The sequence below is a fragment of the Mycobacterium sp. genome (genome assembly GCF_039583785.1).
Classification (GTDB): Bacteria; Actinomycetota; Actinomycetes; order Mycobacteriales; family Mycobacteriaceae; genus Mycobacterium.
The window spans coordinates 1-20,236 of the sequence record NZ_JAVKSG010000044.1; the positions used below are offsets into that span (position 1 = coordinate 1).

24 protein-coding genes are annotated in these 20,236 nt (G+C 65.9%); 7 read left to right on the forward strand and 17 right to left on the reverse strand.

Features of this window, described 5'->3' with window-relative positions:
* Positions 1-363 precede the first annotated feature (363 nt).
* The 4 genes from ABDV69_RS13895 to ABDV69_RS13910 form a co-directional block, all read right to left on the reverse strand.
* Positions 364-624: a Txe/YoeB family addiction module toxin gene (locus ABDV69_RS13895; protein ID WP_343575289.1), complete on the reverse strand. Its 261-nt coding sequence runs from the start codon at positions 622-624 to the stop codon at positions 364-366.
* On the reverse strand, positions 621-869 hold the full coding sequence (locus tag ABDV69_RS13900; RefSeq protein WP_343575291.1) for a type II toxin-antitoxin system prevent-host-death family antitoxin: 249 nt from the start codon (positions 867-869) through the stop codon (positions 621-623). Before ABDV69_RS13900 ends, ABDV69_RS13895 begins: the two co-directional genes overlap by 4 nt.
* Before the next feature lie 78 nt (positions 870-947).
* Entirely contained in the window at positions 948-1,178 is a 231-nt protein-coding gene (locus tag ABDV69_RS13905; RefSeq protein WP_343575293.1) for a DUF3046 domain-containing protein, read from the reverse strand.
* On the reverse strand, positions 1,153-2,310 hold the full coding sequence (locus ABDV69_RS13910) for a nucleotide disphospho-sugar-binding domain-containing protein (protein WP_343575296.1): 1,158 nt from the start codon (positions 2,308-2,310) through the stop codon (positions 1,153-1,155). The genes ABDV69_RS13905 and ABDV69_RS13910 overlap by 26 nt, the downstream gene beginning before the upstream one ends.
* A gap of 39 nt (positions 2,311-2,349) precedes the next feature.
* Here ABDV69_RS13910 and ABDV69_RS13915 point away from each other — a divergent pair, with 39 nt between their 5' ends.
* Together ABDV69_RS13915 and ABDV69_RS13920 are read left to right on the forward strand one after the other, a co-directional pair.
* A complete protein-coding gene (locus ABDV69_RS13915) occupies positions 2,350-2,772 on the forward strand; it encodes a limonene-1,2-epoxide hydrolase (RefSeq protein WP_343575298.1) in 423 nt (140 codons plus the stop codon).
* 5 nt (positions 2,773-2,777) lie between these two features.
* Positions 2,778-3,191, forward strand: coding sequence for a DUF5313 domain-containing protein (locus ABDV69_RS13920; protein ID WP_343575300.1), 414 nt, complete (start codon positions 2,778-2,780; stop codon positions 3,189-3,191).
* Between the two features lie 3 nt (positions 3,192-3,194).
* Here the strand turns inward: ABDV69_RS13920 and ABDV69_RS13925 are convergent, their stop codons facing one another.
* The 4 genes from ABDV69_RS13925 to pgsA all read right to left on the reverse strand — a co-directional run bounded on the left by ABDV69_RS13925 (position 3,195) and on the right by pgsA (position 5,962).
* The gene (locus tag ABDV69_RS13925) at positions 3,195-4,016 is read right to left on the reverse strand and encodes a hypothetical protein (RefSeq protein ID WP_343575302.1); all 822 of its coding nucleotides are present in this window, start codon (positions 4,014-4,016) and stop codon (positions 3,195-3,197) included.
* Between the two features lie 13 nt (positions 4,017-4,029).
* Positions 4,030-4,851 (reverse strand): phage shock protein PspA, encoded by an 822-nt coding sequence (gene pspA, locus ABDV69_RS13930; RefSeq protein ID WP_343575305.1) that lies wholly within the window; start codon positions 4,849-4,851, stop codon positions 4,030-4,032.
* Positions 4,852-4,940: 89 nt separating this feature from the next.
* Positions 4,941-5,291, reverse strand: coding sequence for a transcriptional regulator ClgR (clgR, locus tag ABDV69_RS13935; protein WP_343575307.1), 351 nt, complete (start codon positions 5,289-5,291; stop codon positions 4,941-4,943).
* Between the two features lie 101 nt (positions 5,292-5,392).
* Positions 5,393-5,962 carry a CDP-diacylglycerol--glycerol-3-phosphate 3-phosphatidyltransferase gene (pgsA, locus tag ABDV69_RS13940; protein ID WP_343575310.1) on the reverse strand — a complete coding sequence of 190 codons (570 nt, stop codon included), beginning with the start codon at positions 5,960-5,962 and terminating at the stop codon, positions 5,393-5,395.
* Positions 5,963-6,044: 82 nt separating this feature from the next.
* Here pgsA and ABDV69_RS13945 point away from each other — a divergent pair, with 82 nt between their 5' ends.
* Positions 6,045-6,566, forward strand: a complete 522-nt coding sequence (locus tag ABDV69_RS13945; RefSeq protein WP_343575313.1) for an amino-acid N-acetyltransferase — start codon at positions 6,045-6,047, stop codon at positions 6,564-6,566.
* Between the two features lie 88 nt (positions 6,567-6,654).
* On the opposite strand, the gene ABDV69_RS13950 is transcribed toward ABDV69_RS13945, so the two are convergent.
* Positions 6,655-9,168, reverse strand: a complete 2,514-nt coding sequence (locus ABDV69_RS13950; protein ID WP_343575315.1) for a DNA translocase FtsK — start codon at positions 9,166-9,168, stop codon at positions 6,655-6,657.
* Positions 9,169-9,325: 157 nt separating this feature from the next.
* Between ABDV69_RS13950 and ABDV69_RS13955 the strand changes: the two genes are divergently transcribed.
* The 3 genes from ABDV69_RS13955 to ABDV69_RS13965 all read left to right on the forward strand — a co-directional run bounded on the left by ABDV69_RS13955 (position 9,326) and on the right by ABDV69_RS13965 (position 11,061).
* A complete protein-coding gene (locus ABDV69_RS13955; RefSeq protein WP_343575318.1) occupies positions 9,326-9,640 on the forward strand; it encodes a putative quinol monooxygenase in 315 nt (104 codons plus the stop codon).
* Entirely contained in the window at positions 9,637-10,458 is an 822-nt protein-coding gene (locus tag ABDV69_RS13960) for a mycofactocin-coupled SDR family oxidoreductase (protein ID WP_343575361.1), read from the forward strand. The genes ABDV69_RS13955 and ABDV69_RS13960 overlap by 4 nt, the downstream gene beginning before the upstream one ends.
* 165 nt (positions 10,459-10,623) lie before the next feature.
* The gene (locus tag ABDV69_RS13965) at positions 10,624-11,061 is read left to right on the forward strand and encodes a hypothetical protein (protein ID WP_343575320.1); all 438 of its coding nucleotides are present in this window, start codon (positions 10,624-10,626) and stop codon (positions 11,059-11,061) included.
* On the opposite strand, the gene ABDV69_RS13970 is transcribed toward ABDV69_RS13965, so the two are convergent.
* Genes ABDV69_RS13970 through thyX form a run of 3 tightly spaced genes read right to left on the reverse strand, consistent with a single transcriptional unit; the run spans position 11,048 to position 14,459 of the window.
* On the reverse strand, positions 11,048-12,724 hold the full coding sequence (locus tag ABDV69_RS13970; protein WP_343575322.1) for a ribonuclease J: 1,677 nt from the start codon (positions 12,722-12,724) through the stop codon (positions 11,048-11,050). The genes ABDV69_RS13965 and ABDV69_RS13970 overlap by 14 nt on opposite strands.
* An 18-nt stretch (positions 12,725-12,742) precedes the next feature.
* Positions 12,743-13,645: a 4-hydroxy-tetrahydrodipicolinate synthase gene (dapA, locus tag ABDV69_RS13975; protein WP_343575324.1), complete on the reverse strand. Its 903-nt coding sequence runs from the start codon at positions 13,643-13,645 to the stop codon at positions 12,743-12,745.
* 55 nt (positions 13,646-13,700) lie between these two features.
* The gene (gene thyX, locus ABDV69_RS13980) at positions 13,701-14,459 is read right to left on the reverse strand and encodes an FAD-dependent thymidylate synthase (protein ID WP_343575327.1); all 759 of its coding nucleotides are present in this window, start codon (positions 14,457-14,459) and stop codon (positions 13,701-13,703) included.
* An 81-nt stretch (positions 14,460-14,540) separates the two neighbouring features.
* On the opposite strand from thyX, the gene ABDV69_RS13985 reads away from it, so the two are divergent.
* Positions 14,541-14,777, forward strand: coding sequence for a type II toxin-antitoxin system VapB family antitoxin (locus tag ABDV69_RS13985; protein WP_343575329.1), 237 nt, complete (start codon positions 14,541-14,543; stop codon positions 14,775-14,777).
* Here the strand turns inward: ABDV69_RS13985 and ABDV69_RS13990 are convergent.
* The 5 genes from ABDV69_RS13990 to ABDV69_RS14010 all read right to left on the reverse strand — a co-directional run bounded on the left by ABDV69_RS13990 (position 14,765) and on the right by ABDV69_RS14010 (position 20,231).
* Positions 14,765-15,871 (reverse strand): DUF4185 domain-containing protein, encoded by a 1,107-nt coding sequence (locus ABDV69_RS13990; protein ID WP_343575330.1) that lies wholly within the window; start codon positions 15,869-15,871, stop codon positions 14,765-14,767. The genes ABDV69_RS13985 and ABDV69_RS13990 overlap by 13 nt on opposite strands.
* Positions 15,872-16,146: 275 nt before the next feature.
* On the reverse strand, positions 16,147-17,607 hold the full coding sequence (locus ABDV69_RS13995) for a type I restriction enzyme endonuclease domain-containing protein (RefSeq protein WP_343575332.1): 1,461 nt from the start codon (positions 17,605-17,607) through the stop codon (positions 16,147-16,149).
* Between the two features lie 118 nt (positions 17,608-17,725).
* Positions 17,726-18,952 (reverse strand): crosslink repair DNA glycosylase YcaQ family protein, encoded by a 1,227-nt coding sequence (locus ABDV69_RS14000; protein ID WP_343575335.1) that lies wholly within the window; start codon positions 18,950-18,952, stop codon positions 17,726-17,728.
* Positions 18,949-19,434, reverse strand: a complete 486-nt coding sequence (locus ABDV69_RS14005) for a dihydrofolate reductase (RefSeq protein ID WP_343575338.1) — start codon at positions 19,432-19,434, stop codon at positions 18,949-18,951. The genes ABDV69_RS14000 and ABDV69_RS14005 overlap by 4 nt, the downstream gene beginning before the upstream one ends.
* Positions 19,431-20,231: a thymidylate synthase gene (locus tag ABDV69_RS14010; protein WP_343575339.1), complete on the reverse strand. Its 801-nt coding sequence runs from the start codon at positions 20,229-20,231 to the stop codon at positions 19,431-19,433. The genes ABDV69_RS14005 and ABDV69_RS14010 overlap by 4 nt, the downstream gene beginning before the upstream one ends.
* Positions 20,232-20,236: the final 5 nt, after the last annotated feature.

A 20,236-nucleotide genomic window follows, 5' to 3' on the forward strand; every position in this document is an offset into this window, starting at 1 on the left:
GCCCAGCAGCGGTTCGCAAAGCTGACGCGCTGACCGGTCCCCTGCCCCGGCTACCGATGAAATCCCTTCAACCCGCGTGAACCCACGAAGGGATGGGGGTAGGTTGCCAACTTCTAACCAAGGTCAGTGCGCTCTGCCGTCTGACTGATCACTGTCGGGCAAATTGGCTGGTAGACGCTCCGACAAAGGCTGGGGTGTCGTTTTCGGCAGCTGCGGTAGATCCTGTTTGTCCGTCGTGCGGGGCGTCGCCCAGTACCGCAGTCACAGTCACCGGGTGAACGTCGCAAACCTTGGGAGTCAGCGGGGATGGTGACGCGCCGTTGCGACACAAGACCGAGCATCGCAGTGGCGGTTTCTTGATGCTTAGTTGGTGTAGTGGTAACGCGCCTGCAGGACGACGATTGCGGTGTCGGTCACGAGGTAAACCAGCCGGTGCTCCTCGGTGATGCGCCGTGACCATGCCGCTTGAATTCCGTATTTCAGTGGTTCGGGCTTACCTATTCCGGTGTGCGGATCGCGCACGGTGGCGTCGATCAGCTTGTTCAGGCGTTTCAGGGTGGAACGATCGGTGTCTTGCCAGTGCCGGTAGTCCTCCCACCCCTGCGGCGTGAAAAGCAGATTCACTCGCGATCAAGGGGTTGCGCGGTGACGTCACCGCGCTGATAGGCCTCGTGGGCGTCGAGAAGCCGACGGGCATTGGCTGGAGAACGAAACAGATACGCGGTCTCCACCCAGGCCGCATAGTCATCTGCTGACATCAGGACCGCGTTGCCGCGCTTGGAGATGATCTCGACAGTTGTCCGGTCACTGTTGACTTGTTCAATGAGAGGGAAGAGCCTCTTGCGGGCCTCGCTCGCGGTCAAAGCCATGACCCATCACCTCCGATTTTAATGGTACTAGATGTTGTACCATAATACCCAGTTTTCGAGCGGCACCCGAGGCTAATTTCACCATTGCTCGCGGGGCACGTCGAAGTCGACGCACAGCGCCCGCCACACGGCCCGTGGCTCGACGCCGTCCTCGATCGCCTGCGTGGCGGTGCGCCCGTCGAACCCAGTCAGCACATGATCAGCCAGCACCGAGGAGCCATAGGTCGCGCCGAATCGCAGGGTCACCCGCTCGTTGAATTCCGTCAGCCGCACGTCACCCAAGTTACCCAGCGTGGGCAAGCGCCTCATGACACACCCGCACCGGGTCGGCCACGTCGGAGGCGCTGGCCGCGGCACGTTGCGCGGCGTCCCGATAGCTGCGCGTGGCCAGCACATCGGCGGCCGCACTGGCGAGCGCTTCTCCGGTCAGCGGCCGCACCAACCGTCCGCTGCCGTGGCGCGCCACCCGGTTGGCGATCTCCCACTGATCGCCGCCGCCGGGGACCACCACCAGCGGTACCCCGGCCAGCAGTGTCTTGGCCACGATGCCGTGTCCACCTCCGCAGATCATCAGATCGGCATGGGCCAGCAAGTCGTCTTGCCGGCCCAGCCCGGCGACCGCCCACGACGGCAACGCCAACTCGGGACCGTGGAGTCGCGACACCACGAGCCGCACGCCGAGGGGCGCCAGGCAGTCCAGGGCCGTCTCGGCCATTCCTTTCGTCCCGGTCGACGCGGTCGAGGGCGCGACCAGCACCACCGGCCCCGAACCCGACGGCATCGACAGCACCCGCTCGGTCGGCTCGAAGTGCAGCGGACCGACCACAACGGCGTCGGCCGGCCAATCTGGGCGTGGAACCTCCAGCGCCGGCAGTGTCGCGATCAGCATGCGCAACGGCCCGGGATCGACTGCCGGCAAACCGATGTCGACGCGGACCCGTTCCCGTTGCCGGGTACCGACTCGCAGAGAGCGCGCGGTCAACGCGCGCATCGTGGCGTCCCGCAACCGGCCGCGAATCCCGGCACCGGGCGCCAGTCCGCTGCCGAGCGGCGGCAACCCCCTGGACGGCCGGTACAGCGGATGCGGGTTGAGCTCGATCCACGGGATTCCCAGCAGCTCGGCCGTCATCCCACCGCAGGCGGTGATCACATCGGACACCACCAGATCCAGCCCCATCGCTTGCAGCTGCCCGCGATTGCGCACGGCCATCCGGGCGGCACGCTGATGAATCTTGGCTCCCGCATCGCCATCGTCGTCGTCCTGGGTCGGGTCGAGCCCGGCCAACTCGACGGCGTCGACACCGGCAGCGCGAGCAGTCGCCAGCCACTCGGCGCCGGTCAGCAGGGTAGGTGTGTCCCCCGCCGCGAGAAACCGCCGGCACAGCGCGATCGCCGGAAAGGAGTGACCGGGGTCCGGCCCGGCCACCACCGCGACGCGCATCGCACCACCCTGCCACAGCAACTGGTTAGGCTGGTGATCATGACCGAGCAGACTCTGGCGAACACCCACACCGTGGAGGTCTTCCTGAATGCGCTGCAGGACGCCGACCTCGACACCGCAGGCGCCGCATTGGCCGAAGATCTGGTGTACCAGAACGTCGGTCTGCCAACGATTCATGGCCGTCGGCGCGCGATGAAACTGTTCAGCTCGCTGGGCGGCGCCGCCGGCTTCGAGGTGAAGATCCACCGGATCGCCGCCGACGGCGCAGCAGTGCTCACCGAGCGCACCGACGCGCTGATCTTCGGCCCACTGCGGCTGCAGTTCTGGGTGTGCGGCGTCTTCGAGGTGCACGACGGCCAGATCACGCTGTGGCGCGATTACTTCGACTTCTTCGACATGTTCAAAGCGACTCTGCGTGGCCTCGCGGGGCTGGTGGTGCCGTCGCTGCGCGCATCGCTCTAGCCACCATGTCCGATAAAGAAGCACGTCCCAACACTTTTCAATTCATCCGGTACTGCTGTGGTGGCCAGCTGCCCGACTCGATGCGGGACTGGGTACGCAACGATGCGGCCGGCAAAGGCGCAACAGGCCGGATGATGCGACGGGTCGCGGTTCCGGCGGTGTTGGTACTCGCCCCGTTCTGGCTGATCCCGACGACGCTCGACGTGCATCTGAGCATGACGCTGCCGATCCTGATTCCGTTCGTGTACTTCTCGCACGCGCTGAACAAGGTGTGGCGGCGGCACATGCTGCAGGTACACCGGCTCGACCCGAATTTGGTTGACGCGCGCCGCAGTAAGCGCGAGGAGCAGATGCGTCAGTCGTACATCGACCGCTACGGCCCCCGAGACGAGTCGACCGGCCGCAGCCAGGACATCTGAGCTCTACGCCCGCCGCGGCAGCCCGCCGAGCTCGTCGAAGGCCTGTGACCAACCGGCCAGGCGATCGGTGGCACCGGCCAGTTCGTCGCGGTAGCGTTGTCGCGACGGCGCCAGCGTGGCGCCACAATCTGCGTTTGCCGATGAAACCAGTTGCGCTGCAGCGGTGACCATTTCGTTGTATTGGCGCACGCCGGCACTCAACTGCGCAGTGAACGCATTGATCGTGGGCGCCAGGTACGACCGCGACTGCGGTGTTCCGTGCGCCGCCCGCTCCATCGACACCACCTCGGTGGCCGTGGCCGCCAGGGCGGCTGAACTTTTCTGGGCTGCAGCCGTGAGGTCACGAATCTCGGTGTCGGGCAACATGTTGCCGCGCTCCATCACACCAAGCAACGAGAAGAAGCCCCGCTCGGAAGCACCCAGCGCGTACATCGCCGGACGAGCCGCCGAACTGGGTGGCGGCAGGCGCCGAATGTTGTTGGGCCGCTGCGGGGGTAGTGGATCCGCTTTCAGCCAGCGGTAGCGGATCAACAGCAGCGTGGCGGTCATCGCCTGCGCGACAGCGACTCCGCCGGTAATCTCCAGCAGTAGCGCGAACCACCCCCACGCCGCCAGGATGGCTGTCACCACGCCCCAGCACACGGTTCCCGCAGTGAAGATCAGGCCCCAGCGCAGCGCGCGGCGTCGACGCCGCAGCTGCCTTGCCCGGGGATCGGTTGCCGCACTGATCTTTTGGAAGACCAACCCGGCAAGCTCGCTGGCCGTGTCGAGGCCACGCAGCAACAGCGTCCGCCATGCCCCGTCGCGACCCGACTGCGCCGCCATCGCCGCTTGCCCCCTACTGACCGAGCGGTTTCTCAGTGGGCGCAGCCTGCGGTGCCGCCGCCGGGGTGCTCGGCGCCGCGGAATCACTCGCCGCACCACCGGCCGGTAAAGCCTCACCCCGCATCGACGCCCGGATCTGCTCCAACCGCGAGTGGCCGGCCATCTCGACACCGGCCTGCTCGACCTCGATCATGCGACCTTGCACAGAGTTCTGCGCCAGCTCGGCTTGACCCAGCGCGCTGGCGTAGCGGCGCTCGATCTTGTCGCGGACTTCGTCGAGGTTCGGTGTGGTGCCAGGCGCTGCGATCTCACTCATCGATCGCAGCGACTTGCTGACCTGCTCCTGCATCTTGGCCTGCTCGAGCTGGCTGAGCAGCTTGGTGCGCTCGGCGATCTTCTGCTGCAGCACCATGGCATTGCGCTCGACGGCCTTCTTGGCCTGCGCGGCCGCGCCGAGTGCCTGGTCGTGCAGCGCTTTGAGGTCTTCCACGCTCTGTTCGGCGGTCACCAGTTGGGCGGCGAACGCCTCGGCGGCGTTGTTGTAGTCGCCTGCCTTCGCGGTGTCGGCCGCGGCGGTGGCCTGATCGGCCAGCGTCACCGCCTGGCGGACGTTGACCTGGAGCTTTTCGATGTCGGCGAGCTGGCGGTTGAGACGCATCTCGAGTTGGCGCTGGTTGCCGATCACCTGCGCGGCTTGCTGGGTCAGCGCCTGGTGCTGACGCTGCGCTTCTTCGATGGCCTGCTGGATCTGCACTTTGGGGTCGGCGTGTTCGTCGATTTTCGCGTCGAAAAGCGCCATGACGTACTTCCACGCTTTGACGAACGGGTTGGCCATCAGTGAGCTCCGCCTTCGTGTGTAGATGACTGTCGTCAGGCTCAACCTAGCGTCTCCGCTGCGATTGCCACAGTGTCGCCGGCCGGGGACTAGCTGGCACGGGCCGATAAGGCCAATGCCGGGACCGGCGGGATGACGACCTTGGTGCTGGCGTCGATATTGGCGGCGGTCGTCGACCTGGCCACGGTCGACACCTGCGCCGAATCCTGGACAGCCAGCTGTGCACTGGCGTCTGTGAGCAGCTGTGACAGTGTCACGTCCAGCGCGTCGCAGATCGCGCTGAGCAGTTCGCTGGATGCCTCCTTACGACCGCGCTCGACCTCGGAAAGGTATCCCAGGCTGACCCGCGCGCTGTCGGACACCTGGCGCAGCGTCCGACCTTGGGTGATGCGGGCTTGACGCAGTGCGTCGCCGAGAACCTCGCGCAGCAATGACGGCATCACGCTCTCCTTACGTCCGGTCAGCATGATCTGCTCAACGTGCGCTGCTCTGCCATTGGTTCCCCGATTGGTCAGCCCGCGCGACCCGGAGACCCGCATCGTCAGTCAGCAGCGGGTCGTCGACGAGAATCCCTGACGGCCGAGACGACGTAATCCAGCCCGGTCACCAAGGTCAGCACGATCGCGGCCGCCATCATCACCCACGCAGCCATCAGCCAGGCTCCCGACACCGGCAGCACGAACAGCCCGATCGCGACGGCCTGGACCAGGGCCTTGAGCTTGCCGCCGCGGCTGGCGGGGATGACGCCGTGGCGCAGCATCACGAAGCGCAGCACGGTGACGCCGACCTCGCGGGCCAGGATGACCCCGGTCACCCACCAATGCAGGTCGCCGAGCATCGACAGTCCGATCAGCGCCGCGCCGATCAACGTCTTGTCCGCAATCGGGTCGGCCATCGTGCCGAATTCGGTCACCATGCCGTAGTTGCGCGCCAGCGCGCCGTCCAATCGATCGGTGATGACCGCGACCGCGAAGACGACGAAAGCGATGATCCGGCTGGGAGTTTGGTGTCCGTTGCCGGCGAACAACGCCAAGAGGAAAACCGGCACCAGGACCAACCGCAGCAGCGTGAGCACATTGGCAAGATTGGTGACGCGAACGCGCGGGACCACTGGACCTGGTTGAGGCTGCCCCGACACGGCAACAGAATATCGGTTACCTGTCAGACGGGCCGAAACCGATACTCTGCAATTCGTGAACGCAACCAGCGGACCACCGGCCGACGGGCCGACGATCCGGCGCGCGTGCACTTCGGACGTACCGCTGATCAAGCAACTAGTCGACACTTACGCGGGCAAGATCCTGCTGGAAAAGAACCTGGTGACGCTGTACGAGGCCGTTCAGGAGTTCTGGGTGGCCGAGCATCAGGGTGTGGTGGTCGGCTGCGGCGCGCTGCACGTCTTGTGGGCCGATCTCGGCGAGGTTCGCACGGTGGCCGTCGACCCGTCGGTGACCGGCCGCGGGATCGGCCACGCGATCGTCGATCAGCTTCTGCTGGTGGCTCGCGAACTCCAGTTGCAACGGCTGTTCGTGCTGACCTTCGAGACAGAGTTCTTCGGCCGGCACGGTTTCACCGAGATCGAGGGCACCCCGGTGCCGACCGAGGTGTTCGAGGAGATGCGCCGCTCCTACGACATCGGTGTCGCCGAATTCCTCGACCTGAGCTACGTCAAGCCGAACACATTGGGCAACTCGCGGATGCTGCTGGTGCTGTAGCTCTCATTTGGCCCGGGCTCGTCCCGGCGAGCAGACATAGAATCGCGTTTTCCGGGAACGCATAGTGCGATTCTGCGTCTGCTCGCGGCTAATCGCCGTCGTCGTCTGACCCATCTGCGCCTGCGCCGCCGCGGATCAGCATCAGCATCGGACCGAGTTCGTCCGGTTTGACCAGCACGTCGCGCGCCTTGGACCCCTCGGACGGCCCGACGATGCCCCGGGTCTCCATCAGGTCCATCAGCCTGCCGGCCTTGGCGAACCCGACCCGCAACTTGCGCTGCAGCATCGACGTGGAGCCGAACTGACTCGATACCACGAGCTCCACGGCTTGCAGGAAGACGTCCATGTCGTCGCCGATGTCGGGGTCGACGTCTTTGCGTTCGCCGCTGGGCTTGGCGGCGGTGACGCCCTCGGTGTACTCAGGCTCGGCCTGCTCTTTGCAAGCCGCCACGACTGCCTGGATCTCCTCGTCGGTGATGTAGGCACCCTGCAGCCGTACCGGCTTGCCCGCGCCCATCGGCAGGAACAGGCCGTCACCCATACCGATCAATTTCTCGGCGCCGGCCTGGTCGAGAATCACCCGACTGTCGGTCAGTGACGACGTCGCGAACGCCAGCCGCGACGGCACGTTGGTCTTGATCAAACCGGTGACGACGTCGACGGACGGTCGCTGGGTGGCCAGCACCAGGTGGATGCCTGCGGCGCGGGCCTTCTGGGTGATCCGCACGATGGCGTCCTCGACGTCGCGCGGGGCCGTCATCATCAGGTCGGCCAGCTCGTCGACGATCGCCAAGACGTACGGGTACGGGCGGTATTCTCGTTGGCTGCCCAGCGGCGCGGTGATCTCGCCGTTGCGCACCTTCGCGTTGAAGTCGTCGATATGACGGACCCGGGACGCCTGCATGTCCTGGTAGCGCTGTTCCATCTCCTCGACCAGCCACGCCAGCGCCGCCGCCGCCTTCTTCGGCTGGGTGATGATCGGCGTGATCAGGTGCGGAATTCCCTCATACGGCGTCAGTTCCACCATCTTCGGGTCGATCAGGATCATCCTGACCTCTTCGGGGGTGGCCCGGGCCAGCAACGACACCAGCATCGAGTTGACGAAGCTGGACTTACCCGACCCGGTGGAGCCGGCGACCAGCAAATGCGGCATCTTGGCCAGGTTGGCCGAGATGAAATCGCCCTCGATGTCCTTGCCCAGCCCGATCACCAGCGGGTGGTGGTCGCGACGGGTCGACGGCGCGGTGAGAACGTCTGCGAGCCTGACCATTTCCCGGTCGGTGTTGGGCACCTCGATGCCGACGGCGGACTTGCCCGGGATCGGGGCCAGCATGCGGACACTCTCGGTGGCCACCGCGTAGGCGATATTCTTCTGTAGCGCGGTGATCTTCTCCACCTTGACGCCGGGGCCGAGCTCGACCTCGTAACGTGTGACGGTCGGTCCGCGGGTGCATCCGGTGACTGCAGCGTCGACCTTGAACTGCCGCAGCACCGAGCTGATGCAATCGGCCATCTGGTCGTTGGCGGCGCTGCGCTTCTTCGGCGGATCACCGGCCACCAGCAGGTTCATCGGCGGCAGCGTGTACGGGCCTTCGACAACCCGGTCGAGCACCAGAGTGTCTTGCTTGGCAACAGACTTGGTGTCCTCCTTGCGACTGCGCGAGACGGCCGGATCCGGGAGCGTCGGGCTGTCGTCCGGCGCGGCCGGCGCGGCGCTCGACGGCCACCCCTGGGCTGCTTCAACGTCGTCACAGACCGATCCTTCGTCGTAGTAGCCGTCGGAGAAGTCCTCGGCGACATCGCTTTCGACGTCCAGTTCGTCGCAGTAGTCATCGTCGGCGTCGTGGTAGCCGAACATCCGGGTGCCGAACATCGACCGCAGTGTCTCGGGCACTTCGCGAATAGTGGTGCCCGCCAACAGCAGTACGCCGAACAACGCTCCGATGAACAACAACGGCGCGCAGATCCACGCGGTAAGCCCCTCCGAGAGCGGCCCACCGATGGCGAACCCGATGAAGCCCGCGGCGTGGGCACGCCCGACCGGGTTATCGGGCGAGCCGGCCCACAAGTGCCACAGGCCCAGCGCCGGAAGAGCCACCATCGTCGCGCCGAGCACCAGCCGGGGCCGGGCCTCCGGATTCGGTTCGGTGCGCATCAGCAGCACCGCCACCGCGCCGAGGACGAGGGGCAGCACCCCGACCGCCGAGCCGATGAGAATGCGCACCCCCGAGTCGACCCATGCGCCGACCGGGCGGGCCGCGTCGAACCACGAACTCGCGGCGATCACCACCGCGACGCCCAGCAGCGCCAAAGCGATGCCGTCGCGGCGGTGACCCGGATCGATCTCACGGGCCCGGCCAACCGACCGCGCGGTGCTGCCGGTTCCCTTGGCCAGCATCAGCCACGTCGCGCGTAAAGCCCGGCCCGCAGCCAGACCTGCGGCGGCCACCACACCGTGATGAGTCCGCCTGGCCGGCCGACGAGCCGAGGCGGGCCGGCGAGCGGGCTTTTTCCGCGGCTGCGCCGAACCGGGACCACCTCGCGAAGCCGCCTTTGACCTGCTCGTTCGAGCGCCGGACCGCGCGACAGTCTTGCTAGCCATGCCGGCAAGCCTAATCGCAAGTGCACCATCTACACCATCCGCCACACTGGTTACCTGGCCGTGACCATGCAACCGCCGGTTCGGCGGCCGAAATGGCTGAGTAAGGTGACATCCATCACGTAGCAATTCGCTGCTCAGAAGCCTGCAGGAGGCCCGGATGCCCGTCGTCGTTGTCGCCACCATGACCGTCAAACCCGAATCGGTCGACACCGTCCGCGACATCCTCACCACGTCGGTCGAGGAAGTGCATGAAGAACCCGGCTGCCAGCTCTATTCGCTGCATCAGTCCGGCGAGACGTTTGTGTTCGTCGAGCAGTGGGCGGACGAGGACGCGCTCAAGACGCACAGCACCGCCCCGGCGGTCGGCAAGATGTTCGCCGCGGTCGGTGAGCACCTGGCCGGCGCGCCGGACATCAAGATGCTGCAGCCTGTTCCGGCGGGCACGGCCGAACAGGGAATTCTGCGCCACTGATGTCGCGGCCGCTGGAAGGAAAAGTCGCCTTCATCACCGGGGCGGCCCGCGGCCAGGGGCGCGCGCACGCGGTGCGACTGGCCGCCGACGGCGCCCGCATCATCGCCGTCGATCTGTGCGAGCAGATCGCGAGTGTCCCGTACCCGCTGGCCACCCCGGACGACCTGGCTGCCACCGTCAAACTGGTCGAAGACACCGGATCCCGGATTGTGGCCGCTCGTGGTGATGTCCGGGACCGGTCATCGTTGTCATCCGCGCTGCACGAAGGCCTCGACGAATTCGGACGGCTCGACATCGTGGTGGCCAACGCGGGTATCGCTCCCATGCAGTCGGGTGACGACGGTTGGAACGACGTCATCGACGTCAACCTCACCGGGGTCTACAACACCATCAAGGTGTCGATCCCGACGATGGTCAAACAAGACACTGGTGGATCGATCGTGTTGATCAGTTCGTCTGCCGGGCTGGCCGGCGTGGGCAGCCCGGACGCCGGCTCGGTCGGTTACGCGGCCGCCAAGCACGGCGTCGTCGGGTTGATGCGAATCTATGCGAATCTGCTTGCCAAACAGCATATCCGGGTGAATTCGATTCATCCGTCCGGTGTCGAGACACCGATGATCAACAACGAGTTCACGCGTGGCTGGCTCGCCAAGATGGCCGCCGCGACAGATACCCCGGGGGCTATGGGTAACGCGATGCCGGTAGAGACACTGGACCCCGAAGACATCGCCAACGCAGTCGCTTGGTTGGTATCCGATCAAGCTCGCTATGTCACCGGGGTGACCCTGCCCGTCGATGCAGGCTTCCTCAACAAGTAGCGGCTATGCCTGGAAATCCCGCGGCACAAACAGCTTTCGGCCCAATGGTGCTGGTCGCCGTCTCGCCGGTCGAATGGATCGAGTATGCCGAGAAGACGTAACCCCCGACACGCCGCGACGTGGCCGTTCCCACGTCGCGACCGCTGGCAGGGTCATACTCGTCAGGTGGTCAGCGACGAGGCTGTCCGGCTACCGGGCGTACTGCCGGGGGCTTCTGCCGAGCCGGCGTACCGCTACCTGTCATCGCATCAGGCGGCAGTACTCGATGCGGCAACTCGCCGTTTGGATCTCGGCCCGCACGACGACCTCGATGAGCATCGCGTGATCATCTATGTCGACCGTCTGCTGTCGGTGTTGAACGTCGCGCCCGGGGGCCTACACGTGGTGGGATCGCTGCGCCAACGGGTGGCCGAACTCCGTCGTCAGTACATCGGCGGAATCGCTCTGCTCGACCAGATGGCGGGCGGCGATTTCACCAAGGCGCCTCCGCTACGGCAACAGCTGATCCTGGCACGCAGTCAACTCGCCGCCTTTGTCGGAATGTTGTTCGGCCACACCATCGAAGCAACGGGCCTGATCGACGCCGAGGTCAGATTTCGATGACGGTCGGCACGATCATCGGCTGGCGGCGATAGGTCTCCCCCACCCACTTGCCGACCGTGCGGCGGACGGCCTGCGCGATCCGTGCTGGGTCCGTGACATTCTGCGCCACAAGCGACTCCAGCTCGGCCTCGACCTTGCGGACAGCGGGCTCCAATGCCTTGGGGTCTTCGGAGAAGCCGCGCGAATGCAATTGCGGAGGCACCGCCGGTTTACCGGTTTCGCGACGCAGCACCACCGTCACCGCGATGAAGCCGGAGGACAAAATGAGTCGCTCACCCAGCGTGGTGTCGCCGACGTCGCCGGTGATCAGCCCGTCGACGAACATCTTGCCGACCGGCACCGCGCCGGCGATGCTGACCGCGCCGCCGACCAGGTCGACGCTGACCCCGTTCTCGGCCAACACGATCGACTCTTCGGCCACCCCCGTGCTGGCGGCGAGCTTGGCGTTCGCCCGTAGCATTCGCCAGGTGCCGTGCACCGGCATGACGTTGCGCGGGCGAATTCCGTTGTAGAGGAACAACAACTCACCGGAGTAGGCGTGCCCTGAAACATGCACGCGAACTTGCTGATTGGTGACGACGCGGGCCCCGATCTTGGCCAGTTCGTCGATGACCCCGTAGACGGCTTCCTCGTTGCCTGGGATCAACGAGGACGACAGGATGATCAGATCGCCCGACGTGAGCGTGATGCTGCGATGCTCACCGCGCGACATCCGCGACAGCGCCGCCATCGGCTCGCCCTGCGTTCCGGTGGTGATCAGCACCACCTGTTCGGGCGCCATCATCTCCGCGGCGCCGATGTCGACAAGATCGGACTCGTCGACGGTGAGAAAGCCGAGATCGCGCGCGATGCCCATGTTGCGCACCATGGACCGACCGACGAACGACACCCGCCGGCCCAACGCCACCGAGGCGTCGATGATCTGTTGCACGCGATCGACATTGGAGGCGAAGCACGCGACGATGATTCGTCCGTGCGCGCCGCGGATCAGCCGGTGCAACGACGGCCCGATCTCGCTCTCCGACGGCCCGACACCAGGGATCTCGGCGTTGGTCGAGTCGCACAGCAACAAATCGACCCCGGCGTCGCCGAGCCTGGACATGCCCGGCAGGTCGGTGGGCCGGCCGTCGAGCGGAAGTTGGTCGAGTTTGATGTCGCCGGTGTGCAGCACGGTCCCGGCGCCCGAGCGCACCGCAATGGCCAGCGCGTCGGGGATAGAGTGGTTGACGGCGAAGTATTCGCATTCGAACACCCCGTGGGTGGTGCGCATCCCCTCGGCCACTTCGATGAACACCGGTTTGACCCGGTGCTCGCGACATTTCGCGGCAACCAGGGCCAGGGTGAACTTCGACCCGACCACCGGAATGTCGGGACGCAGCTTGAGCAGGAACGGAATCGCTCCGATGTGGTCTTCGTGCCCATGGGTCAACACCAGCGCCTCGACATCGTCGAGCCGGTCGTCGATGTGCCGCAGGTCGGGCAGGATCAGGTCGACGCCCGGCTCATCGTGGTTTGGGAACATCACGCCGCAGTCGATGATCAGCAGCCGGCCCAGATGCTCGAAAACGGTCATGTTGCGGCCGATTTCGCTGATTCCGCCAAGCGCGGTCACCCGCAACCCACCCGTTTTCAACGGACCTGGCGGCTGAAGGTCTAGTTCCACCTGGGAGTCGTCCTCTGATTACCTGAGCACCGAGGCTGCGCGCATGTCGGCAGCCAGTGCGTCGATTTGTGCCGGCGTCGCGGCGACCTGCGGCAGGCGCGGGTCGCCGACCTCGATGCCCTGCAGCCGCAAACCGGCCTTGGACAACGTCACTCCACCGAGTCGGCTCATCGCATTCGACAGCGGTGCGATCGCGACGTTGATCTTGCGGGCGGTCGCGACATCTCCGGAAGCAAAGGCCGACAACAAATCCCGCAGCTGTCCAGCCGCCAGGTGGGAGATCACGCTGATGAATCCGACAGCGCCCATCGCGAGCCAAGGCAGATTCAGCGCGTCGTCGCCCGAGTAGTAGGCCAGCCCGGTTTCGGCCATCAACTGCGCGCCGCCGTGCAAGTCACCCTTGGCGTCTTTGACACCGACGATGTTCGGGTGCGCCGCCAGCGCACGCAAGGTCTCGAATTCGATGGGTACCACCGAGCGCGGCGGGATGTCGTAGAGCAGCACCGGTAATGGCGTCGCGTCGGCGACCGCAGTGAAGTGTGCCAGCAGGCCGGCCTGCGGTGGCCGCGAGTAATACGGCGTGACGACGAGCAGACCGTGCGCCCCTTCGGCCGCGCAGGCTTTCGCCAGGTGGACGCTGTGTGCGGTGTCGTAGCTGCCGGCGCCGGCGATCACGCGGGCCCGGTTGCCGACGGCTTCGAGCACGGCCCGCAGCACGGCGAGCTTCTCGGCGTCGGTGGTGGTCGGCGATTCGCCGGTGGTCCCGGATACCACCAGACCGTCACAGCCGGCGTCGACCAGGTGGGTCGCCAACCGGGCCGCGGCCGGGAGATCCAGGGCGCCGTCCCGGGCGAACGGCGTCACCATGGCGGTCAGCAGCGTTCCCAGGCGCGCGTAAACGTCGAATCCGCCGGTGCTCACGCACCCTAGGTTACCTGGCGGTACCAAACCCATTTGCCGGTGCGGCGCGGTGTGCTCAGGCCTCGGTGGCCAGCGGACTGGTCGCCACCGCGGTGCCGTCGGCCAGGGTGGCGATGTCGAAGTCGCTGAACACTGCCGGCGCGACGTCGACTAGCAGCCGCAAGCATGCGATCGCCAATCGCCGGATCTCGATATCGGCGTGCTCACTGGCCCGCACCGCGATGAAATGCCGCCACGCGCGGTAGTTTCCGGTGACCACGATGCGGGTCTCGGTGGCGTTGGGTAGCACCGCCCGCGCGGCCTGACGGGCCTGTTTGCGACGCAGAAGTGCGTTGGGTTGATCGGCGAACTTGGCTTCCAGCTTGTCCAGCAGTTCGGTGTAGGTGGCGCGACTGGAATCGGCGGCCTCGGTGAGGATGCGCCGTAACTCGTCGTCGTCCTCCATACCGGGCGGCACGACGATCTGTGAGTCGTTTTCCGGCACGTAGCGCTGCGAGAGCTGTGAGTAGGAGAAGTGCCGGTGGCGGATCAGCTCGTGGGTGCACGATCGCGAGATGCCGGTGATGTAGAACGAGACGCTGGCGTGCTCGAGCACCGAGAAGTGCCCGACGTCGATGATGTGCTTGATGTACGACGCGTTCGTGGCGGTGCGTGGGTTGGGCTTGGACCAGCTTTGGTAGCAGGCCCGGCCGGCGAATTCGAGCAGCGCCTGGCCGCCGTCGGCCTCGGCGTCGGTGCTCCAGTCCACATCGGGCGGCGCGACGAAGTCGGTCTTGGCGATCAGTTGCACGTGCAACGGCGCGGTCTGGGCCACGGCGATCACCCTAGCGCCCGGTGAAGGTGGTGCCACCCAAACTGAGTATGGCCATATGGCTCTGATGGTACGGTTAACCATATGAAGACCACAGTGAATCTTCCCGACGAGCTGGTGCGTGAGGCACAAGAACTCGCGCGCCGACAGCGGACCACACTGCGGGAATTGATCGAGACCGGGTTGCGCGCCGTACTCACGCAACGCTCCATCGCCTCGTCGTTCATGCTCGCCGACGCTAGTGTCGAAGGCCACGGCCCGCAGCCGGCATTTCGCGGCGCAACGTGGGAGCAGATCCGCGATGCCATCTATCCAGCGTGATCGCCGTCGACACCAACATCCTGGTCTATGCACACCGGCGCGACGCCGAGTTCCACGACGCCGCCGCCGAGCGGATCAAGGCACTCGCGGAGGGCAAATCTGGATGGGCGATTCCCTGGCCATGCCTGCACGAATTCTTTGCGATCAGCACACATCCGAAGATCTATCGTCCACCGAGCACCCGGACTCAGGCGACAACACAAATCGAAGCGTGGCTCGCTTCGCCTTCGCTGTCGGTGCTGAGTGAGCCAGCAGGCTATTGGGAACAGTTGAAAACGATACTTACGGCGGGAAAGGTCACCGGATCGATGGTGCACGACGCTCGGATAGCCGCACTCTGCGCAGCGCACGGCGTACGTGAATTGTGGTCGGCTGACCGAGATTTCGGACGATTCAGCTCCTCGGTGGTAGTACGGAACCCGTTGGTGGGCTGACCCGGCCGGTGCGGTGGTCCACGGAGCGGGTGCCAGTTTTGGTGTTCCACTGACTGACCAGAACGCCATGTCATCGAGCGTTGAACCGGGAAGGATGTAGCCGCCGTAGTTCTGCGGATATGTCCCAGGCACCGGATGATGATGATTCCAGCCACCGCCGGGGGCGACAACAGTCGGTATGCCGTTGCTGAAAATCTCGGTGGGGCTGTTGGCGACCTGCACCTCTACCGCGCCGGTCGTCCCACCTTGGTGTGCATTGAACCCTGACAGGAATGATTTCCCGTCGACTTCCCGGAAGCTGAGTTCGCCGAATCGGGCACCCTGTGGAGTTAGGGACGCGGCTTCCTGCCCTGGCTGCCCCCATCCGTTGCCGGTCCAGGGTTGCCAGTCCTTGCGGTCGTTGACGTGTTCTGGGTCGACGCGGTACATGCTGACGCCTTGGCTGCGGTCGAAGGAGTCGGCGGCGATGTAGACCATGCCGTCTTTGCTGCTTTGGTAGCCGCTGATCTGGGTCGGGGCGGCTGATTGGGAGCGCCATGAGTTTTCGATGGGCTTCCAGCCCTGGGAGGGGTCGTTGGTGACTTTCGTCAGCCACGAACCGCCGGTCGGGTTCAAGTCTTTGGTGCCTGCGACCATCATGTAGCTGGAGCCGTCGAGCATCCTGATGCTGCCTGCGGGCAAAGTGTCAGTGCCGCCCGCTTGAGGCGGCGGGGGAAACAGCACGTTGCGCCGCTCGGGTCCGGTCAGCGGTGGACCGTCGACGACCAGTTTGCCGTTCTCGAAATGCACCGGAACCGCTACCGAGTCGGAAAAGCATTGCTGCCCTGACCACTTCTAGCTCCCCCGCCCAGGGTGCCCGCTGCCCGCCGCAACGGGTCCACGAAAGGCTGCCTGAGTACCTCTGCTGCGCCGTCGCGAATGCCCGCAACAGCCGGTCATCCATGGCTCCCCTGGATCGCACCGCGACGCGCCCGTTCGGCGTATTCCGGCGCCAGCGCTTCCATCTGCTCGATGACCAGCTTGATCGCTTCCGGTTGCTTGTCGGGCGGATACCGGTACTTCACCAGCAGCCGCTTGATCGCCGAGCGCAGCTTGGCGCGCACGTCATCACGCACGGTCCAGTCGGTCTTGGTGTCGCGCTGCATCACGGCGACCAGCTCGCGCGCGATCTGGGCCAGCACGTCGGTGCCCTGCAGTTCGACGGCCGATTCGTTCTGGGCCACCGCGTCGTAGAAGGCCAGCTCGTCGTGCGAGAGCGGCGGAGTGAACCGCTTACCTCTATTACCCTCGACGGCAACCTCTTTCGCCATAGCGATCAGCTCGGCGATCACCTCGGCGCTGGTGAGCTGCTGGTTGGTGTAGCGGCGCATCAGGTCGGCGATCCGATCGGAAAACGCGCGCTGGCGCACCACGTTATTCTTGGTGGCCGCCGCCAGCTCCTGGTTGAGCACTGCGCGTAGCGCCTCGATCGCCAGGTGCGGGTTGGCTGCGGCTTTGGCCTTGGCTTCATAGTCCGGGCCGAGCTCGGACAGCGACGGTTTGGGTATGCCGGCCGCGCCGTAGATGTCGAGGATCTCTCCTGACGCGGTCGATTCCGCGACGAGCGTGGATAACAGCCGCTTGATGTCGTCGGGAATCGGCTTGCCTTCGGCCCGCCGCTGCTCGGCGTCGAATTTGCCCATCCAGACCCGGACCTGTTCGTAGAACTTGACCGTCGGCCGTAACGCCTCCAGGGTGTCGATTCCCGAGCACAGCGACCATGCGCGGGACAGGTGGTTGGCCAGTGTCCGGAACCGGTCGGCCAGAGTGGGCTCGCCGTCGCCAACCTGGTTGCCCGGCGTGGACGGTGAGCGCAGGTAGGCGGTCAGGCCGATCGCAGCCTTCATCCAGCCGTACTGCCCCGCATCGACTTTCGAGCGCCACTCATAGCCCGCGCACAGCTCGTCGAGTTGTCCGACGAGTCTCGTGGTGTCCTGCGCCACCTCGTCGCGGATGTCCTTGCCGACGGGTTTGGTGGTGCGGTCGGCCTCGGTGTACTCGGCCAGCGCCGCGGCCAGGTTGTCGGCCAGCGGCGCGTAGGCCACCAGCAGCCCGGATGGCTTGCCGCGGAACGTCCGGTTCACCCGGGCCAGCGTCTGCATCAGCAGCGCGCCCTTGAGCGGGCGGTCGAGGTAGAGGGTATGCAGCGGCGGCGCGTCGAAACCGGTGAGCATCATGTCCTTGACGATCACCATCTGCAGCTCGTCGTCGGCGTCGCGCAGCCGTTCCTGGATCGCCTTGTTCTCGGATTCGCGGCGCACATGTTTGGCGATGATCCCCTGGTCTTGCGGGGAACCGGAGTAGACGACCTTGATCGCGCCCTTCTCGATCGACTTGTCGTGCCAATTCGGGCGCAATGTGATGATCTCCTCGTAGAGTTGCGCGCAAATCCGGCGGGTGGCGCCGACGATGATCGCCTTGCCCGGCGCGGAGATGAAGCTGGCTGCACTCTCGGCGTCGAGCGGGCAGCCAGCTTCACGTTCGTCGAAAGCCGACTGCCGACCTCAGCGCACCCACCAGATCGCCGCACCTACCGACCGTCACGCCGGCCAAACCCAACCAACCGGCCATTGTCTGCAACTCCCCGGCCAGTGCCTCGGCCACCCGTGCAGGCTGGTGACCCGCCTCGATGAATGCACCCACGACATGCAGGGCGTCCGCCGAGCGGTCGGCTTTGAGGTCGACCCTGCCCACCAACTCACCGTCGAGCAGAAACGGCCACACGTAATAGCCGTACCGACGCTTGTGGGCCGGGGTGTAGATCTCGATGCGGTAGTGGAATCCGAACAGCCGCTGCACCCGCGGACGGAAAAAGATCAGCGGGTCAAACGGGCACAGCAACGCCGTCCCGCGGTCGCGTCGCGGAATCGTCTGCCCTGCAGGAAGGTACGCGGGCGCCGACCAGCCGTCGACCTCGACCAGCTCCAACTCGCCGTCGGCGACCAGCCGGGCCACCGCCGGCTTCGCCTGGCTTGGGGCCAGCCGGAAATAGTCCCGGATGTCCGGCTCGGTGGCCACCCCGAGCGCGGCGGCGGCTCGCAGCACCAGCTCTCGAACCGCGTCGTCTTCGCCGACCTCGCGCGTGACCACCTCGGCGGGCAGCACCCGCTCGGCCAGGTCGTAGTGCCGGGTGAATCCCACCCGGGTCGCCGTGGTCAGCGTGCCGGCGGCGAACAATGCCTCGGCCACCCACTTGGTGTCGGTGCGGCTCCCCCACCACTCTCCCCGCGGGCCGCGCGGCCCGGTGGCCAGCTGCGCCTCGATCTGACCCGCGGTGCTCGGTCCGAGTTCGGTGACGGCGGCCACGATCTGGTCGGCGAGCTTCGGGTTGGCCTTGACGATGTGGGTGCCCCACCGCCCGTGCCGGTACTGCCCCATCCGCCAACGCATCAGCGGCCAGTCGTCGACCGCCATCAACGCGGCCTCGTGCGCCCAGTACTCGACCAGCAGCCGGGGTGAGCGCGCGCTGTGCGCCCACGCCGCCCGGTCCAGCACGTCCCGGTTGTACGGTCCGAGCCTGCTGAAGACGGGCGCATAGTGGGCCCGCACCGCAACCGACACCGAATCCAGCTGCAGCACGTGAATGCGTGAGATCAGTCGACGCAGATGCGCACGGGTCACCGGCCCGGTGGGCTTCGTCTCGGCGAAGCCCTGCGCCGCCACGGCAATTCGCCGGGCCTGCACAGCGGTGAGTGCGCTCACGCGCGATGGTAGCTGTGAAACCGATATCGCACGCCCGCGCGGCTGGTGTGCCACTCTCCCGGCGTGCCCACCCAGTGCTCGTCGAGCACCGGGGCCACCGCATCGCCGTCGTCGCGAGGCAGCTCGATATCGATCTCGGTGACCTCGCACCGGCTCGCCTGTGGCAACGCCAGCGTGTAGATCTGTTCGCCGCCGATCACCCAGGTGTCGGGATCGGTCAGCGCGTCGTTCAGGCTGCTGACAACGTCGGCGCCGTCCGCCACGTAGTCAGCGTGGCGGGTCAATACGACATTGCGGCGGCCGGGCAACGGGCGTACCGACGCCGGCAGCGACTCCCAGGTGCGCCGGCCCATCACCACGGTGTGACCGAGGGTGACCTGTTTGAAGCGGATCAGGTCCTCGGGGACCTGCCACGGGATGCCGCCGGACCGGCCGATGACCCCCGAGGTCGACTGCGCCCAGATCAGCCCGAACGGACTCATACAGCGACCGGCGCTTTGATCGCCGGATGCGGGTGGTAATCGTCGACCACGACGTCGTCGTAGCTGTAGCCAAAGATCGAGTCACGCTGCGCCAAAACAAGTTTCGGATATGGACGCGGGTCGCGAGTCAGCTGCTCGGTGACCTGCTCGACGTGGTTGTCATAGATATGACAGTCGCCCCCGGTCCACACGAAGTCGCCGACACCCAAACCCGCCTGCGCGGCCATCATATGGGTCAGCAGCGCGTAGCTGGCGATGTTGAACGGCACGCCGAGGAACAGGTCGGCGCTGCGCTGGTAGAGCTGGCAGCTGAGCCGACCATCGGCCACATAGAACTGGAACAGCGCGTGGCACGGCGCGAGCGCCATCTGCGAGATCTCGCCGACGTTCCACGCCGAGACGATGATGCGACGCGAGTTCGGGTCGGTTCTCAACAGATTCAACGCCGCGCTGATCTGGTCGACATGCTCGCCCGACGGCGTCGGCCACGACCGCCATTGCACCCCGTACACCGGACCGAGATCGCCTGTCGCGCTGGCCCATTCATCCCAGATCGATACACCGTGCTCCTGCAACCAGCTGACGTTGGAGTCGCCGCGCAGAAACCACAGTAGCTCGTAGACCACCGATTTCAGATGCACCTTTTTGGTGGTGATCAGCGGAAAGCCCGCGGCCAGGTCGAATCGCATCTGGTGCCCGAACAGGCTGCGGGTGCCGGTGCCGGTGCGGTCGGCTTTGGCTGTGCCCCGCTCGAGAACCAGCCTCAGGAGGTCCTCGTACGGCGTCGGGATCGGCACGCGTT